Below are 16,574 nucleotides of genomic sequence, written 5' to 3'. Positions count from 1 at the left end.
CTGACTGCCTGCGTCTCATGATAACGCCATCATGTTTGTCTCACTGATCCTCTTTCCAGAGATCAGCCGAGCTGTCCATACATGCTCTGCAGCAGCCCTTGCGTCATTACGCCCATTCTAGTTCCGGAAATACCCGCTTGTTTTCAGCACGCTTACTCCTTCGTCGACGTAAAAAACCCGATGAGCCCCGCGTTCGTCTCGAACGCGAAGGACGCGACCGCATCCGACGCATTACTCAGGCGATGAACAAGGTTCCATGGACCAACAGCGCCATGCAGATTCTCTGGGTCAGCGGCCCGGTCACGCTGCTCGGTGCCTGGGTCGGCTACCTGCTTGGCTATGGCCGCGGCCCCTCGATGGAAAACTATGTTTTTTTCATCAGCTATGCCCTGATCACGGGTCTGGCCGGGATCATCGCCAACTTTGCCCATCACCTGACCCGAGGACGCAAGCATGAGCGCTCGGCCGCCCGAGTGTCTCAGGTCCTCGATACCCTGCCGGAACTGGTGCTCATCACCCGCAATCTGATCGTTGAAAGTCTTGAAGGTGATGCTCGCCGACGCGAGGCCGCCGCCATGCTGCTGCGCAAGCATGATCTGGCGCCCGAGGGGGTGGAGCTTGCAGCGCTTGAACTGCTGGATGATGAAGAAAGCGCCCGACGCATTGCGCAGATCGATGTCTACCGGCGCGTCGGGATGCAGTCACGCATTCGCGATCTGGTGGCGCTTTATCGCGATCATATCGATCCAAGGCTCAATGAGCTTGCTGACGTGGCGCCAGAAGCCATTTCGCTACTGCGCGACCGTTTTGCCGGACGCGCCCCGGATCTGCACCAGGGCGTAGCGCGGGATGAAAACTTCATCGAGCGTGTGCTGGCAGCCATCGAGCAGGACAGTGCGCTGCTCATGACGCTGCAGGACGTCGAGGAGATGATCATTCTGGCCTTTGAGCTGCTCTGTGGTCGCCGCATTCCCATGCTGACCTTCGAGTATCGCGGACGCTGGCATCTGGCCCGTACGCTCGATGCCCTTGAACAGACCCGCTCACGCTATCGCATTCAGCAGGCCACCGGACTTTCCCGCCTCAAGGCCCTGACCGTCTATCTAGCAGAACAGTCGGGAACGCTGGTCGAAGATGCCGCCGCCGGCCTGCGCGCCGAGACCCTGACGGCCCGATGCCGTCAGGCCATGGATGCCTTGACCGAACAGATCGAACATCTGGCCAGCGGCGTTAAACAGGGCCGCAGCGATCTACGGCCTGAACTGCGTGAGCGCGCCGAAATTCTGACCAACGCCATCAAGCTGTTTCGAAGCGTGCAGGAAAACCACGACCAGATTGCCCGCAGCCACGCCACATTGATTCGTCACTCCCAGCGCTGGGAGGCCATTACCGAGCAGATGAATGACAAGGCCACCCATCTACAGGTCGGGCCGGGCAAGCGAGGACTTCGCATCCACGAAAACCATATCGAGCTGACCGACGGTGAAAAGGCGCGCGTCTGCCGCCATCTGGCTCGCTATCTCAATGAAACACGTGCTGATCGCGATCGCTATCGCTATCATCAACAGGATCATGGCACTCATGGCACCGCCACCAGCGGCCATATCGAAATGGCCAAACATCTGGCCATCGAAATTGCTCTCGCGCTCGAGCCCCATGTTCATCTCTCGCGCCCGGAAGTGCAGCGCGCCATTAATGCCACCAATGCGGCCTATTTCGGTCATCTCGAGCCGGATCTTTCTGCGGCGGCCAAGGCTGCACTGGGGGCAGCCATGGTCAACGAAATCAACGACGACCTGTCTCGCAGCGCCGAATCGCTGGCTATCGCTCTGGTCCGACACTATCGCGTAGCACTTGAACCCGAAGCGATCGACTTTTTGATCCGCCAATACGGCGCTCGTGCTTCAACGCTGAACATCCTGTCCAACATTGACCAGACCGCGCATCGCAACATCAGCCTTCTCAGCCAGCGGCCTGCCGGTATCGGTACCATACCAAGACGCTGGTACAGGGCGCTGATCAAGGCCAAGAGAGCATTGAACTGACATGCAACTGATTATTGCCGAAAAGCCGTCACTGGGTCGCGCCATTGCCTCGGCACTACCCGGGCGCTTCAGCCAGTCGGAAGGCGCATTGATCAGCCCCGACATTACGGTCAGCTGGTGCTTTGGCCATCTGCTCGAGCAGGCGGCCCCGGAAGCCTATGACGAGCGCTTAAAGCGCTGGCGACTGGATGACCTCCCGATAATTCCCACCCAATGGAAGCTGGTGCCCCGCCCGAAAGCGCGAGGTCAGCTGGCCATCCTGCGCCGTCTGGTCAAGTCCGCCGACAGGATCATCCACGCCGGCGACCCCGACCGCGAAGGCCAGTTGCTGGTGCAGGAAACCATTGAATATCTGGGCTGGAAGGGGCCGGTCGAGCGCCTGTTGATCAGCGACATGAACACGCCGGCCGTCAAGCGCGCCTGGCAATCGCTCGAGGACAATGCCCGATTCCAGCCGCTCTATCAGGCCGCACTGACCCGATCGAGGGCAGACTGGCTGTATGGTATCAACCTGACCCGGGCCTGGACGGTGACCGGTCAGCAGGCCGGCCTCAAGGGTGTACTCTCCATCGGACGCGTGCAGACACCGTTGCTCGGGCTGATCGTACGCCGTGACAGAACCATCGAAGAGTTTCAGCCGGTAGATTTCTATCCGCTATGGGCGGATTTCGAGACTCGCCACGGCATTGTCCGCGCCTGGTGGCAACCGGGCGATCAACACCGTCAGGATGATCAGGGACGTCTTCTGGACGCCGAACCCGCCCGGGCGCTGGCGGCAAGATTGCCCGATCAGCCTGCCGTCATTCAGGCGGTCGAGCAGAAACATCAAAGGCAGAGCGCACCGCTGCCCTATTCGCTTTCAACGCTTCAGATCGATGCGGCCCGACGCTACAAAATGTCGGCTCAATCCGTGCTCGACTGCGCCCAGCGCCTGTATGAGCGACATCGCCTGATTACCTACCCGCGCTCGGACTGTCGCTACCTGCCAGGCGATTATCTCAAGGGCGTCGGCACCACACTGCAAAACGCCTGTCAGGGCGACGACACGCTCGAGCACTGGCATGCCGGCATCGATACCGCACAAAAGTCGCGCGCCTTCAACGACAAGAAGATTGGTGCCCACCACGCCATTGCCCCCACCGGCCAGACGCCGCGCTGGCAAACCCTGAGCAGAGAGGAGCAAAACGTCTATACGCTGGTGGCGCGCAATGTACTGGCCCAGTTTTATCCAGCCTTTGAGTATCGGGATACTCGCGTCACGCTGGTCGCCCTGAAAGAGTGCTTCATGACCAAAGGCCGTGAAATCCTGCAGCCGGGCTGGCGTGTGCTGTTCAATACGCCCGATGAAGATGCCATCCTGCCGGCCATGACGCAGGGAGATAGCGCCCGGGTGACTCAGTGCGAGGTACAAACCCGCCAGACGCGCCCGCCCGAGCCCTTCACCGACGCCAGTTTAATCAATGCCATGACCCATGTGGCGCGCTATGTCACCGACAATGCGGTTCGGGCCACACTCAAGGAGACGGACGGGCTGGGAACCGAGGCCACCCGCGCCAGCATGATCGAGACACTGTTAAGTCGCGACTACGTATACCGACAGTCAGGCACCATCCGCGCCACACGACGAGGCCGCGGGCTGATCGATGCCCTGCCGGAGAGCCTCTCCGGCCCCGAGCGAACAGCACTCTGGGAACAGCGACTCTCACGCGTCCGGGAAGGCAACGATTCGCTGAGCGCCTTTCTCAATGATATGGCAGGTGAGCTCAAAACGCTGGTCAGCGACGTTGATGCCGCACGCCTTGCCTGCGCCATGCAGCAGGCCGGCGGCGAACAGCCACAGGCGAGTACCGGTCGTAAGAAAGCCACCACCCGCCGGGGCAAGGCCACCAGGCGAACCTCCTCGGGCTCGCGCAAGCGCACCGGAAAAAGCACCTCAAAAGCCGGCAATACCACCTCCTGACTTCAACGGTCTGATCAGAGTGTCTGTCTTTATCAGTGGTTCAGGCCATTAAAAAACCCGCATCAGCCATCGCTGATGCGGGTATCAGACAGAACACTCTGTCAGCGCGACACGTGCTTATTTGGCAGCGTTGTAGCGCTTTTCGACTTCTGCCCAGTTCACGACATTCCAGAACGCCTTGAGGTAGTCCGGACGACGGTTCTGATAGTTCAGGTAGTAGGCATGCTCCCATACGTCCACGCCCAGAATCGGCGTGGCGTCACAGCCACCGTAGGCAGAGGAAGAGACCGGGTTGTCCTGATTGGCAGTGGACACGATGTCCAGCTTGCCGTTTTTGACCACCAGCCATGCCCAGCCAGAACCGAAACGACCCTTGGCGGCAGTTTCAAACTTCTCGGCAAAGGCTTCAACGCTACCGAACGTCTTTTCGATGTCGTTCATCAGCGTCGGGAATTCCTTCAGACCCCGTGCGTTGGGCGTCAGGATTTCCCAGAACAGGGAATGGTTGGCATGACCGCCGGCGTTGTTGCGAAGCGCCGTGCGCTGCTCTTCGGGAACGCGGTCGAGCTGCTTGAGCAGTTCGGACGCTTCGAGACCTGCCAGATCTTCAGGAATCTTTTCCAGCGCAGCGTTTGCATTGGTCACATAGGTGTTGTGATGCTTGCCATGGTGAATTTCCATCGTCTGCGCATCGATATGGGGTTCGAGTGCATCAAATGCATAGGGCAGTTCGGGAAGCTTATAAGCCATGGTCAAACTCCTTTTCGCTCGCTGAGCGGGTTTAAACCGACGACTGCATTTCTCCCTGCAATCGTCATGAAAGTTGAGGACACAATGAGGCGGCTGACCACCTCCGCGTGCGTCCTATAAGACATTAGGCGCCAACGCTGTCTTTTCAAGGCCAACGACACAATTCTTTCTTCGCCTTTCGTGTCGTTGCCTCTCTTGCCAGGCCTATCCGGTATTGCGAAGCCCGGCTGAAATGCCTGCCATGGTCACCATCAAGGCGCGCTGAAGATCCGGTGATATTGCCCCTTCATGCTCACGGCTTCGGTACAGCAGTTCAGCCTGCAGGCCGTGTAAAGGGTCAATGTAGGGATTGCGCACATCGACGGCCTGGCGAATCAGCGGCGCATGTTCAAGCAGATGATCCTGCTGACGAATGCGCAACAGTGTGGCCTCAAGCCCTTCCAGACGCTCACGCAAGGAAGTGCCCAGCGCCCTGGAGTTTTCATCCTCGATCAGACGCTCTTCGTAGTAGGCATTGATGTCGGCATCAGCCTTGGCCAAAAGCATTTCGAGCATATCCAGGAAAGTGCCAAAGAAAGGCCACTCGTTCATCATCTCACGTAGACGCGCCATGCCTTCTTCACTGTCACTGCGCTCGGCAAAGGCAGCATCGCTGCCCAGCCATGCCGGCAGCATCAAACGCGTTTGCGTCCAGGCAAATATCCAGGGGATGGCTCTGAGCGTTTCAACGCCACCCGTTGCGCGACGCTTGGCCGGACGTGATCCGAGCGGCAGACCGGACAGCGCCGTCTCCGGCGTCACGGAGCGGAAATAGGGCACAAAGGCTGGATCTTCCCGCACGATTCCCGAATACACCTGATGGGCGCGTGCGGCGAGATGATCCATTTCCTCGCGCCACTCCTGCTTCGGCTCGATCGGCGGCAGCAGCGTGGCTTCAAGTACGGCGCTGAGATAGATCTCCATCGAGCGTACGGCAATTCGAGGCTGGCCGAACTTGAAGCGAATCATCTCGCCCTGCTCGGTAACGCGCAGACTGCCCTGAACCGAGCCGGGAGGCTGGGAGAGGATGGCCGCATGCGCCGGGCCGCCCCCACGGCCCACCGTGCCGCCACGGCCGTGGAACAGCGTCAGCGTCACACCATGCTCATGACACACATTCACCAGGCGTTCCTGAGCACGATACTGCGCCCAGGCGGCCGCCAGCTGCCCGGCATCCTTGGCCGAATCCGAGTAGCCAATCATGACTTCCTGGCGAGCATCGATCAGTGCCTGATACTCCGGCATGCCCAACAGGTCGTTGATGACGTGGCCGGCACGATCCAGATCGTCCAGCGTTTCAAAAAGCGGGGAAATGGGCAGGCTGACCCGGCCGCCAACCGCCTTCATGAGCAGCGCCACGGCCAGCACGTCACTGGCCTGACCGGCCATGGAAATGACATAGGAGCCCAGCGCTTCGCTGTATTCGGAGCCGATCACCTCAAAGGTATCGAGCACCTCTCGTACCTCATCCGAGCAGGGCCATTTTGACGGAATCAGCGGACGCGGCGACCCCAGCTCCTTGAGCAGAAATTCGCGGCGGGCGGACTCATCCCATTCGGCGTAGTTGCCCAGCCCCAGATACTGGGTCAGCTCTTCGAACACCTGCGTATGGCGCGTGGACTCCTGACGGATATCCAGACGGGTCATGGTGGTGCCGAAACACGCCACGCGGCGTAGCGTGTCCAGCAGCGCCCCGTTGGCGATTACATCAAGGCCACAGGCCATCAGTGAGTGGTAACAGGCTTCCAGTGGCGCCTGCAGGGCTTCGCGGGTGTCCACCGTGGGTCGCTCGCCGCTCCAGCCGTGCCCTTCCCAGATCATCTGAGCCTTGTCACGGGTTGCTGCCAGACGCTGCTCAAGATCGCTGAGCACCTTGCGATAGGGTTCCGGGCAGGGTCCGCCGGCCAGTTCGATCAGCTCGGGGGTGGCCTTCCACATCGACAGTTCAAGGCGCAGCTGTTGAACGTCACGCCGGAAGCTTTCTGCCGCACGATGGCGCTCGAGCAGCAGTACTTCGCGGGTCACTTTTGAGGTGACATTGGGATTACCATCACGGTCGCCGCCCATCCACGAGGCAAACCGGATGGGCGCGGCTTCCAGCGGTAGTCTGCGGCCTGCACGCGCCAGCAGCATCTGATCCAGCTCACGATAGAAGGTCGGTACGGCCTGCCAAAGCGACTGCTCGATCACCGCCAGCCCCCAGCGGGCCTCATCGACCGGCGTCGGCCGTTCAGCCCGTATTTCGCTGGTGTGCCAGGCCTGACTGACCAGCTCATTCAGCCGACCCTGGAGCTGCTCCAAACGCTCGGGATATTCTTCGCTGCCGTTGATCTCTGCCAGACAGAGATTGATGGCATCGTATTTGCGAATCAGGGTTCGTCTGACCACCTCGGTCGGATGCGCCGTCATGACAAGCTCGATGCGCATCGAGGCAATCCGTTCGAGAAGCGCTTCTCCATCATGCCCTTCCCTGGTCAGACGCTCGAGCAGCTCATCCAGGCGTGGCTGAGTGCCGGGGCGGTAATCCTCGACTCGCCGAAAGCGACCGCGATAGTGCTGCTCGGCCAGGTTGGCAAGATTGAGGAACTGATTAAAGGCCCGCGTCACCGGCAGCATGCGCTCCTCTGGAAGCGCACGCAGATAGTCGATCAGTTCAGCACGGGCACCGGCATCCTTGCGCCCCTGCTTGGCCAGTGCCCGAATTTTCTCGATCTGGTCAACAAAATCGGTGCCCAGATCATCGGCAATGGTGTGTCCCAGACTGTCGCCGAGCAGACGCACATGCTCACGCAGGGAGGCATGAAGCACATTGTCTTCCAGCGCATTATCGTTATTGGGAACCTCCCCTGAAGAGGTACCTTCAGGGGCAGAAGAAGAAACGTGTTGCATGAAAGACTCCGCGAGGCTCATGACAGGAAGCAAGAGCCTGACGCGGACGAGAGACAACAACAACACTACAACAATGACTTGCGACCAAAGTCGAAGGCGCTAACGAGTCATGATGGCTATTCGCGCTCAATGCGTTTGGCGTCCTGCCAGTGACGCTCCAGGGTATCGAGATCGGTATCACCAATGGCCTGGCCACTGGCCTGCACGGCATTTTCAAGGTGACGAAAACGACTTTCAAAACGCTTTCCGGTACCGCGCAGTGCCTGCTCCGGATCGATGTCCAGATGACGCGCCAGGTTGACCATTGCGAACAAAAGATCCCCCAGCTCGGCGCTCATGTTTTCCTGATGGCCGGCCTCAATCTCGACTTCGAGCTCGGCCAGTTCTTCTCGCACCTTCTCCAGGGCACCACGATGGTCCGGCCAGTCAAAACCCGCTCGTGCGGCACGGCTTGAAAGCTTGCCTGCTCGTGACAGCGCCGGTAGTGCCAGCGGAATATCATCAAGCAGAGATCTTGCCTCACGCGCCTTGCGCTCGTCAGCCTTGCGACGCTCCCAGCGCTGCCCGACCTCGGAAGTATCTACATCGGCCGCTGCCACATCCTGACGGCGCGAACCGAGATGTCCCTCTGGAAACACGTGCGGATGGCGAGCAATCATCTTGGTGGTCAATACATCCACCACATCGTAAAAATCAAAGCGCCCTTCCTCGCTACCAAACTGGGCGTAGTAGACGATTTGAAACAGCAGATCGCCCAGCTCACCGGGCAGCTCGTCAAAGGCGCGCCGCTCGATGGCATCAGCGACCTCGTGAGCTTCCTCAAGCGTGTGGGGGACGATCGAATCCCAGTGCTGGGTCACATCCCAGGGGCATCCTTGCTGCGGATCTCGAAGTACCCGCATCAGCAGTAATAAATCATCCAGCGTGTAGCGCGGTGATGCTTCCATCAAATTACCCTTTTGCACTGAAAACACTGTCTACAGGGGGTCCTGCAGGCTGCCACCGCCCTGACGCAGCCGACGAATATCGGTCACATTGGTCAACTGACCGATCCGGTTGATCACCTTTGACAGTGCATCAAGACCGGATACTTCCAGCGTGATTTTCAGTGTCGCCATATGGTCATCACGATTGGTCGACGTATTGACCCCCAGCACGTTGACCTTTTCATTGGAGAGGATGCCGGTCACATCGCGCAGCAGATTGGAGCGATCCCAGGCCTTGATTTCAATATCGACCGGATACTGGATCGGCTGCTGCTGTCCCCATTCGACCTGGACAATACGGGCCGGCTCATCACTTTGAAGCTGCAGTATATTGGGGCAGTCCTGACGATGAACGGTCACACCCCGTCCCTGAGTGATAAAGCCCACGATGTCATCGCCGGGGACAGGATGACAGCAGTTCGCCATCTGGGTCTTGAGATTGCCGACCCCCAGCACGGTGATGGTATCGGTATTCTCTCGTACGCCCTGACGACGTGGACGGGCGAGCAGACGATCCAGCTCATCAACGTCTTCGGTTTCACCAAAAAGGTGCTGCGCCTGGGAAAGCACCTGCCCGATTCGCAGATCGCCGGCACCAATCGCGGCGTACATGTCCTCTGGATTGTTGTAATTGACCGACTGAGCCAGGCGCGCGCGATCCAGACGCTCGAGATCAAGACGACGAAACTCACGCTCCAGCAGAACCCGCCCTTCTTCTTCGTTTTGTTCTCGCGCCTGCTGCTTGAACCAGGACTGGATCTTGGCACGGGCCCGGGAGGTGCATACATATCCAAGCGAGGGATTGAGCCAGTCTCGGCTTGGCCCACCCTTGGTGGCATTGAGAATTTCTACCTGCTGGCCGGTCTTCAAACGATAGGTCAGCGGCACGATGCGACCATCCACCTTGGCGCCACGACAGTGATGACCGACCTCCGTATGGACGCGGTAGGCAAAGTCGATCGGTGTGGCCACCCGCGGCAAATCAATGACATGACCATCGGGCGTAAAGACGTAGATGCGATCCGGGGCGATATCGGAGTTGAGCCCTTCGGTCAGGTCGGTAAGCTCACCGACCTCTTCCTGCCACTCAAGCACCTGACGCAGCCAGGCAATCTTTTGCTCATAGCTGCGACTCTTGGAGTCGACATCGGTGCCCTTGTAGCGCCAGTGCGCGCATACACCAAGCTCGGCGTCCTCATGCATGGCAAAGGTTCGAATCTGGATTTCCAGCACCTTGCCTTCCGGGCCGAAAACTGCCGTGTGCAGGGATTGATAACCATTTTTCTTGGGGTTGGCGATATAGTCATCAAACTCGTTGGGCACGTGATGCCAGAGCGAGTGCACGATGCCCAGTACCGTGTAGCAATCGGTCACCTCGGGAACAAGCACCCGAACGGCACGCACATCATAGACCTGTGAAAAATCGATGTGCTTGCGCTTCATCTTTCGCCAGATCGAATAGATGTGCTTGGCACGTCCGGACAGGTCATAGCGTGTGATGTTTTGCGCCTCGAGAAGACGCTTCAGGGTATCCACGACATCGTGAATGTAACGGTTGCGATCCAGCCGCTTCTCCGCCAGCTGTTTGGCAATGGTCTTGTAATCGCTTTCATGCAGGTAACGAAAGGAAAGGTCTTCCAGCTCCCACTTGATCTGACCGATGCCCAACCGATGCGCCAGAGGCGCATAGATATCAAAGACCTCGCGTGCCACCCGCAGAGCCCGCTCACGCGAGCCATCCTTGACCTGACGCAACATGCTGGTGCGCTCGGCAATCTTGATCAGGGCGACTCGAACATCATCGACCATGGCCACCAGCATCTTGCGCAGATTTTCCTGCTGATTGTGCTGGGTCATGCCCTGATGATCCGGCGCCTGCAACTGCGAGATGGCCGCCATGCGCAGTACACCGTCGATCAACCTTGAGACCTCTGCTCCAAACTCGCGCTCAATGACTTCCAGACGCGTCAGGCCCTCTCGCACACTGCGGTACAAAACCGCAGCTGTAATGGCCTGCTGATCGAGCTTGAGCTCGCTGAGGATATCGGCCATTTCAAGACCGATACGAAAGGCGGAGTAGATATCACGCCAGGCAGGCTGCTGGCTGGCCGCCTCCTGGTTGATCTTCGCTGCAAATCGACACGCACGTTCAAGCTCGGCCGGGTCCTTGAGCGCGACTTCGCTTTGAAGATGTGTCATCCAGGTCGTGATATCGACCCGTCCATCGGCATCGAGCGGCTGATCTTCACGAACCTTGACCATGTAACGCGATTCCCATCATGTCTTTTATGTAGGCTGACGCTCGAGCAGCACCAGCGATTCCAGATGTGCCGTCTGCGGAAACATGTCAGCTACGGCTGCCCTGACCAGACGATAGCCCCCGCTGATTAAAAGATGCACATCGCGTGCCAGCGTGGCCGGCTCACAGGACACATACAGCACACGTGAGGGCCCTTTAACGGCCAGCGACTGACAGATCCCCTGAGCACCGGCGCGCGGCGGGTCAAGCACGACAAGCGCGGCGTCCTCAAGGCCGGCAGGCGCACTGGCCAGATCCGCACGGCGTGCTTCAACATGATCCGACACACCTGCTGCCTCTGCATTATCGCGCAGGCGTTGCACCATTGATTCCCGACCTTCGTAGGCGATGACTCGAGCCCCTGCAGCTGCAAGCGTCAGCGAAAAATTGCCCACACCGGCAAAAAGATCCACGACCGGCATTGCCTCACTCACTTCAGCCCATGCCAGCACCTGCGCTACCAGCTGATGATTAACCTCGGCGTTGGCCTGCAAAAAATCGCCACTTCGCACATGGATATTCAAAACCTCGTTTCCGGGCTGGGCACGATAATGGGGCCACGTGTCAGGGTAATCATCCAGACGCTCCAGAACCGGCGTATCCCCTTCACCACAAAGAACGCTCAAAAGTATTTCATGCGTTCTGGCAAAGGCCTGCCAGCGCGCCAGATCGCCGGGCACACGCCGCAGCTGGCGCAGGGTGATCATGACGTGATCGTCTCCGGCCACCAGCTCGATATGTCCCAGACGCCGCGGCACCTCAAGGGTTTCGATCAGGGCACGCAGCGGCTCGATCAGCGCTTCAAGGCGCGGATCAAGAATCGGGCACTGTTCGATGTTGAACAGTCGATCCTGCCCCCGCACCCGGTAGCCCATATGGATGCGATCGTCACTCCCAACACGCACTCCCAGACGCGCGCGACGGCGATACCCCCACGCCTGTCCGGCAAGCGTTAGCGGTTCAGGCAAGGCAATGTCGTGACGCGCCAGATGCTCACGAAGCACCTGTTGCTTGTGGCGACGCTGCCCGTCAGTGGCCTGGTGCTGCAGATCGCACCCTCCACAACGACCAAAATGCGCACAGCCAGGCGTGACCCGCTCATCAGAGGCCTTGAGAACACGGCGCACGTGTCCTTCATCATATCGCCCGTGCTGGGTATGAATGGCCACCTCGATTTCTTCACCGGGCAACGCCTGCTCGATAAAAAGGATCTTGCCCTCCCGATCATGCGCTACACCGCGCCCATCGTGCGCCAGACGCTCGATCACGACACTGCCTTCGTCGTCGCGTTTGGCCCCCGGTGATTCAAGACGCTTGCGCGTGGCGGATCGCTGCTGACGACGCTGTCCCAACATGGCCATGATCAGTGATGCTCCGGCGCGTAAAGACCGGTGGAGAGATAGCGATCCCCTCGATCACAAACGATAAAGGCAATCACGGCATTATCGACCTCATGAGCAATGCGAAGCGCACCGGCCAGCGCACCGCCCGAGGAAACCCCGGCCAGAATGCCCTCCTCGCGCGCCAGACGTCGCATGTGCTCTTCAGCCTCCTGCTGGCCGATATCGATGATTCGATCGACCCGCGACTGTTCAAAAATGCTCGGTCGATAGGCTTCAGGCCAGCGACGGATACCAGCAATGCTCGCCCCATCCTCGGGCTGAAGGCCGACGATCTGGATCGCATCGTTTTTGGATTTCAGATAGCGCGACACCCCCATGATGGTGCCGGTGGTGCCCATGGAGCTGACAAAATGAGTGATCCTGCCCTGCGTCTGCTCCCAGAGCTCGGGACCGGTCGTCTCAAAATGGGCCAGCGGATTATCATGGTTGGCAAACTGATTGAGCGGCTTGCCCTCTCCGCGAGCAATCATGGCATCGGCCATGTCTCGGGCACCTTCCATGCCCTGCTCCCTGGTCACCTCGATCAGACGGGCGCCATAGGCGGCCATGGCCTGCTTGCGCTCGCTGCTGGCGTTGTCCGGCATGATCAAAACCATTTTGTAGCCGCGGATGGCAGCGGCCATGGCCAGCGCAATGCCGGTATTGCCGGAGGTCGCTTCGATCAGCGTATCGCCGGGCACAATCTCGCCACGGGCTTCAGCATGGGCAAGCATCGAAAGCGCCGGCCGGTCCTTGACCGAACCGGCGGGGTTATTGCCCTCAAGCTTGGCCAGCAGCGTATTGCTGCCCACCTGAAGTCGCTTGAGACGCACCAGCGGGGTATGCCCGATGGTGGATTCAATTGTGGGGTAATCCATGCAGCGCTCCAGAATCAACGGGATGCCAGAAAAGAGCCTATTATAGCGCGGCCCGCTTAACGCTTTGTTTTCAGTCCGGTCGCTCGAACGTGCTATAGGCGCGTGCCTGCACCATCAAACGCTTCATCTCTCGCACCGCTTCCCCCAGACCGGTCAACGCCGCACGCGACACGATGGCATGGCCAATGTTGAGTTCATGGAACCAGGGCATGGCCGCAATGGCCTCCACGTTGTGATAATGCAGGCCGTGGCCCGCGTTGACGGTCATGCCAAGCTCATGAGCCATCTCCGCGGCCGCGGCAATACGGGCAAGTTCGATATCGGCATCCTGACGTGATGCCTCCACCCAGGCACCGGTATGCAGCTCAATCACGGGAGCACCGGCATCAAGGGCCGCACGAATCTGGTCCGGTTCGGGATCGATAAACAGTGAGACCTCACAGCCGGCCGCACTCAGGCGCTGACAGGCCTTGCGAATACGATCAAGACCTCCCACCACATCCAGCCCGCCCTCGGTGGTCAGCTCTTCGCGCTTTTCAGGCACCAGACAGACGTTGGCCGGCTGGAGGCGCTCTGCAAGGGCGATCATCTCCTCGACCACGGCCATTTCAAGGTTGAGGCGCGTATTGAGCATTCGGGTGGCAAGCTCGATGTCGCGATCCTGAATATGGCGACGGTCCTCGCGCAGGTGCATGGTGATACCATCAGCACCGGCTTCTTCACTGATCAGGGCAGCCTTTACCGGGTCAGGAAAACGTGTGCCGCGCGCCTGCCTCAGCGTTGCGATGTGATCAACATTGACGCCCAGCAGAATCCGTGGCGGCAAGGCGTTGGCGATTTGATCGGACATGTCATTCTCCTTCAGCGTGTGCCGTTTCGACGGCGGCGCATCAGCTCATTCATCAATTCACGAGAGCGCAGCTCACGGCTTCCCAGCAGCGGTGCCAGCGCCTGACGCATCAAGACACGGGCGGTGCCGGCAAGGCCCGAGGAATCCCAGTCCCCACGCGCCAGCCAGCCCAGCGCACGCGCTTCGAAAGCCGGCCCCTCTGCAGGCGCAGGACGAAAACGCTTCAGGGAAGGGTCGTAAAGATAGCGCCCCTCACGGTCCAGCGGCCTGTCCTGCTCATCAAGAAAGACAGGCTCACTGTCGAGTGCCTCAAGAAGCGTAATTTCAAAGCGCCTGAGCGCACCACTGCGTCGCTCGGGAAAGGGCAAGGCCTCAAGCAGCGCAGCATAAAAGGCAAACAGGGTTTCTACCGGCATCGACAGCGGCAAAAGACGACTCATCAGCTCATTGGCATAGAGGCCGCAGATGAGCCCTTCTCCTGCCAGCATGGCTCCCGGCCCCTGGGATTCGATAACTCTTAACGTTTTCAGATCCCCCTCACCCTGCCAGGTCAGATGCAGCGGTGTGAAGGGTTGAAGACGATGCCGCGTTCGGCTGCCCGGACGCATGACCCCACGGGCCACGGCGCGGATACGGCCGTCATGCAGGGTCAGAATATCGGCCAGCGCACTGGTCTCACGCCAGGCCTGGCGATGCAGCAGATACGCCGGCTGCAATTCCATGATCAGTCCAGATCGTAACCAAGGCTTTTCAGGGCGCGCGCATCATCCGACCAGCCTCGCTTGACCTTGACCCAGAGCTTGAGCATGACCTTGCAGTCAAAGGCCCGTTCCATTTCGAGACGGGCTTCCTGACCAATCTTCTTGATGCGCTCGCCCCCTTCTCCGATCAGAATCTTTTTCTGGCCATCGCGCTCGACCAGCATCAGGGCATGAATATGGATGATGTGGCCTTCATCGCGAAACTGCTCGACTTCAACCGTCATCTGATAGGGCAGCTCGTCACCGAGCTGACGCATGACCTTCTCACGCACCAGTTCAGCGGCCAGAAAGCGCTGACTGCGATCGGTGATCTGGTCTTCGGGGAAGAAATGGACATTCTGCGGCAGGTGTTTGGCCACTTCGGCTTCAAGTGCCTCAACGTTGGTGCCATGGCGCGCCGAGATCGGCACGATGGCGGCAAAGTTGCGACGCTTTTCAAGCTCGGCCAGCCAGCCCATGAGTTTTGAGCGATCCTCGATCCAGTCCACCTTGTTGACCGCCACAATCACCGGCGCCTGAACATGAGAGAGCTTCTCGAGCACCACGTCGTCTTCATTGGTCCATTTCGTACGATCCACGATAAAGACCACGCAGTCGATATCACGCAACGCCTGAGTGGCCGCCTGATTCATGAAGGCATTGATGGCCCGGTTGCGATCCTTTTGCATGATGTGGATACCCGGCGTGTCCACATAGATGGTTTGCGTATCGGCTTCGGTCTTGACGCCCATGACCTGATGTCGGGTCGTCTGCGGACGTCGAGAAGTAATTGAAATCTTTTGACCCAGAATGCGGTTCATCAGGGTCGATTTACCCACGTTGGGCCGGCCGACAATGGCCACAAATCCACAGCGCGTGGACGCACCGGATTCGGGAGTGTCGTCCGTGGTGATATCGTTCATGAAATGCTCCACGTTAACGTGTGTCCGGTGTTGAAGGGATGATGTGGTGTTCCGGGTATCGAGTGTCAGGACGAGCACTCATCGTCGGGCTGACTCAATCATCGACAGCGCCTGCTCGGCCGCCTGCTGCTCGGCATGGCGGCGACTGGCGCCGGTACCGGTCGTTGGCGCCTTGAGCACCTCAACATGGCAGCTGACCGTAAACTGCTGGGCATGAGCCTCTCCTTCAATATTGAGAACCTCATAACGGGGCAGCGGGATCTGGCGAGACTGCAGAAACTCCTGCAGGCGTGTCTTGGGATCCTTCTGGGTGTCCTCAAGATTGAGCGCCTTGAGGCGCGCCTCGTACCAGGCCAGCACACAGCGTCTGACGGCAACCATGTCACTATCAAGATAGATCGCGCCAATGATGGCTTCCACGGCATCGGCGAGAATGGAATCGCGACGATGACCGCCACTTTTCATCTCACCGGAGCCCAGACGCAGAAACTGGCCAAGCTCGAATTCGCGTGCCAGCTCAGCCAGTGTCTCTCCCTTGACAAGTCGCGCTCTAAGCCTTGAAAGCTGACCCTCACGGGCCTGGGGAAAGCGCGCATAAAGTGCCTCGCCCACGACAAAGTTGACAATGGAATCGCCCAGAAACTCGAGCCGCTCGTTATTGGCACCGCCGTAGCTGCGATGCGTCAGGGCAAGTTCAAGGCGGCTCTTGTCGTCAAAACGATAGCCGAGACGGTCGCTGAGGATGTTGAGGGAACTGCTCACGAGATAGTCGCTTTATTCAATGAAACAGGCATAAATGATAACAGAAGCTGTCCTTTGACAGCTTCTGTCAG

Annotated in this window: 12 protein-coding genes; 2 read left to right on the top strand and 10 right to left on the bottom strand. The window is 59.1% G+C overall.

Annotated features, from left to right (window positions below; translation table 11 throughout):
* Window positions 1–137 precede the first annotated feature (137 nt).
* Both B9G99_RS14225 and B9G99_RS14220 read left to right on the top strand, forming a co-directional pair.
* Window positions 138–2,045 (top strand): hypothetical protein, encoded by a 1,908-nt coding sequence (locus B9G99_RS14225; protein WP_086622750.1) that lies wholly within the window; start codon window positions 138–140, stop codon window positions 2,043–2,045.
* Between the two features lies 1 nt (window position 2,046).
* Window positions 2,047–4,005 (top strand): DNA topoisomerase III, encoded by a 1,959-nt coding sequence (locus B9G99_RS14220; RefSeq protein WP_086622749.1) that lies wholly within the window; start codon window positions 2,047–2,049, stop codon window positions 4,003–4,005.
* A gap of 117 nt (window positions 4,006–4,122) precedes the next feature.
* On the opposite strand, the gene B9G99_RS14215 is transcribed toward B9G99_RS14220, so the two are convergent.
* From B9G99_RS14215 to rnc, 10 genes are all read right to left on the bottom strand, one after another.
* Window positions 4,123–4,755 carry a superoxide dismutase gene (locus tag B9G99_RS14215; RefSeq protein WP_086622748.1) on the bottom strand — a complete coding sequence of 211 codons (633 nt, stop codon included), beginning with the start codon at window positions 4,753–4,755 and terminating at the stop codon, window positions 4,123–4,125.
* A gap of 204 nt (window positions 4,756–4,959) precedes the next feature.
* Window positions 4,960–7,683: a phosphoenolpyruvate carboxylase gene (gene ppc / locus B9G99_RS14210; RefSeq protein WP_086622747.1), complete on the bottom strand. Its 2,724-nt coding sequence runs from the start codon at window positions 7,681–7,683 to the stop codon at window positions 4,960–4,962.
* Between the two features lie 116 nt (window positions 7,684–7,799).
* Window positions 7,800–8,630 (bottom strand): nucleoside triphosphate pyrophosphohydrolase, encoded by an 831-nt coding sequence (mazG, locus tag B9G99_RS14205; protein WP_086622746.1) that lies wholly within the window; start codon window positions 8,628–8,630, stop codon window positions 7,800–7,802.
* Window positions 8,631–8,660: 30 nt separating this feature from the next.
* The gene (gene relA / locus B9G99_RS14200; RefSeq protein ID WP_086622745.1) at window positions 8,661–10,931 is read right to left on the bottom strand and encodes a GTP diphosphokinase; all 2,271 of its coding nucleotides are present in this window, start codon (window positions 10,929–10,931) and stop codon (window positions 8,661–8,663) included.
* A 24-nt stretch (window positions 10,932–10,955) separates the two neighbouring features.
* Window positions 10,956–12,329 carry a TRAM domain-containing protein gene (locus B9G99_RS14195; protein WP_086622744.1) on the bottom strand — a complete coding sequence of 458 codons (1,374 nt, stop codon included), beginning with the start codon at window positions 12,327–12,329 and terminating at the stop codon, window positions 10,956–10,958.
* A 2-nt stretch (window positions 12,330–12,331) separates the two neighbouring features.
* Entirely contained in the window at window positions 12,332–13,228 is an 897-nt protein-coding gene (gene cysM, locus B9G99_RS14190) for a cysteine synthase CysM (RefSeq protein ID WP_086622743.1), read from the bottom strand.
* Window positions 13,229–13,298: 70 nt separating this feature from the next.
* Window positions 13,299–14,078 carry a pyridoxine 5'-phosphate synthase gene (pdxJ, locus tag B9G99_RS14185; protein ID WP_086622742.1) on the bottom strand — a complete coding sequence of 260 codons (780 nt, stop codon included), beginning with the start codon at window positions 14,076–14,078 and terminating at the stop codon, window positions 13,299–13,301.
* 11 nt (window positions 14,079–14,089) lie between these two features.
* Window positions 14,090–14,800 (bottom strand): DNA repair protein RecO, encoded by a 711-nt coding sequence (recO, locus tag B9G99_RS14180; RefSeq protein ID WP_086622741.1) that lies wholly within the window; start codon window positions 14,798–14,800, stop codon window positions 14,090–14,092.
* Between the two features lie 2 nt (window positions 14,801–14,802).
* Window positions 14,803–15,741 carry a GTPase Era gene (era, locus tag B9G99_RS14175; protein WP_086622740.1) on the bottom strand — a complete coding sequence of 313 codons (939 nt, stop codon included), beginning with the start codon at window positions 15,739–15,741 and terminating at the stop codon, window positions 14,803–14,805.
* 78 nt (window positions 15,742–15,819) lie between these two features.
* Entirely contained in the window at window positions 15,820–16,503 is a 684-nt protein-coding gene (rnc, locus tag B9G99_RS14170) for a ribonuclease III (RefSeq protein WP_086622739.1), read from the bottom strand.
* Window positions 16,504–16,574 lie beyond the last annotated feature (71 nt).

The organism is Kushneria konosiri (assembly GCF_002155145.1).
GTDB classification, from domain to species: domain Bacteria; phylum Pseudomonadota; class Gammaproteobacteria; order Pseudomonadales; family Halomonadaceae; genus Kushneria; species Kushneria konosiri.
Note: the sequence above shows the minus strand (reverse complement) of the source record. Positions and strands in the feature narration are given on the sequence as shown.

Bases quoted from the DNA above. Each gene is read 5' to 3' on its own strand.
- B9G99_RS14195 (WP_086622744.1), bottom strand. From the start codon at position 12,329: ATGGCCATGTTGGGACAGCGTCGTCAGCAGCGATCCGCCACGCGCAAG.
- mazG (WP_086622746.1), bottom strand. From the start codon at position 8,630: ATGGAAGCATCACCGCGCTACACGCTGGATGATTTATTACTGCTGATG.
- pdxJ (WP_086622742.1), bottom strand. From the start codon at position 14,078: ATGTCCGATCAAATCGCCAACGCCTTGCCGCCACGGATTCTGCTGGGC.
- relA (WP_086622745.1), bottom strand. From the start codon at position 10,931: ATGGTCAAGGTTCGTGAAGATCAGCCGCTCGATGCCGATGGACGGGTC.
- cysM (WP_086622743.1), bottom strand. From the start codon at position 13,228: ATGGATTACCCCACAATTGAATCCACCATCGGGCATACCCCGCTGGTG.
- recO (WP_086622741.1), bottom strand. From the start codon at position 14,800: ATGGAATTGCAGCCGGCGTATCTGCTGCATCGCCAGGCCTGGCGTGAG.
- B9G99_RS14220 (WP_086622749.1), top strand. From the start codon at position 2,047: ATGCAACTGATTATTGCCGAAAAGCCGTCACTGGGTCGCGCCATTGCC.
- ppc (WP_086622747.1), bottom strand. From the start codon at position 7,683: ATGCAACACGTTTCTTCTTCTGCCCCTGAAGGTACCTCTTCAGGGGAG.
- era (WP_086622740.1), bottom strand. From the start codon at position 15,741: ATGAACGATATCACCACGGACGACACTCCCGAATCCGGTGCGTCCACG.
- B9G99_RS14215 (WP_086622748.1), bottom strand. From the start codon at position 4,755: ATGGCTTATAAGCTTCCCGAACTGCCCTATGCATTTGATGCACTCGAA.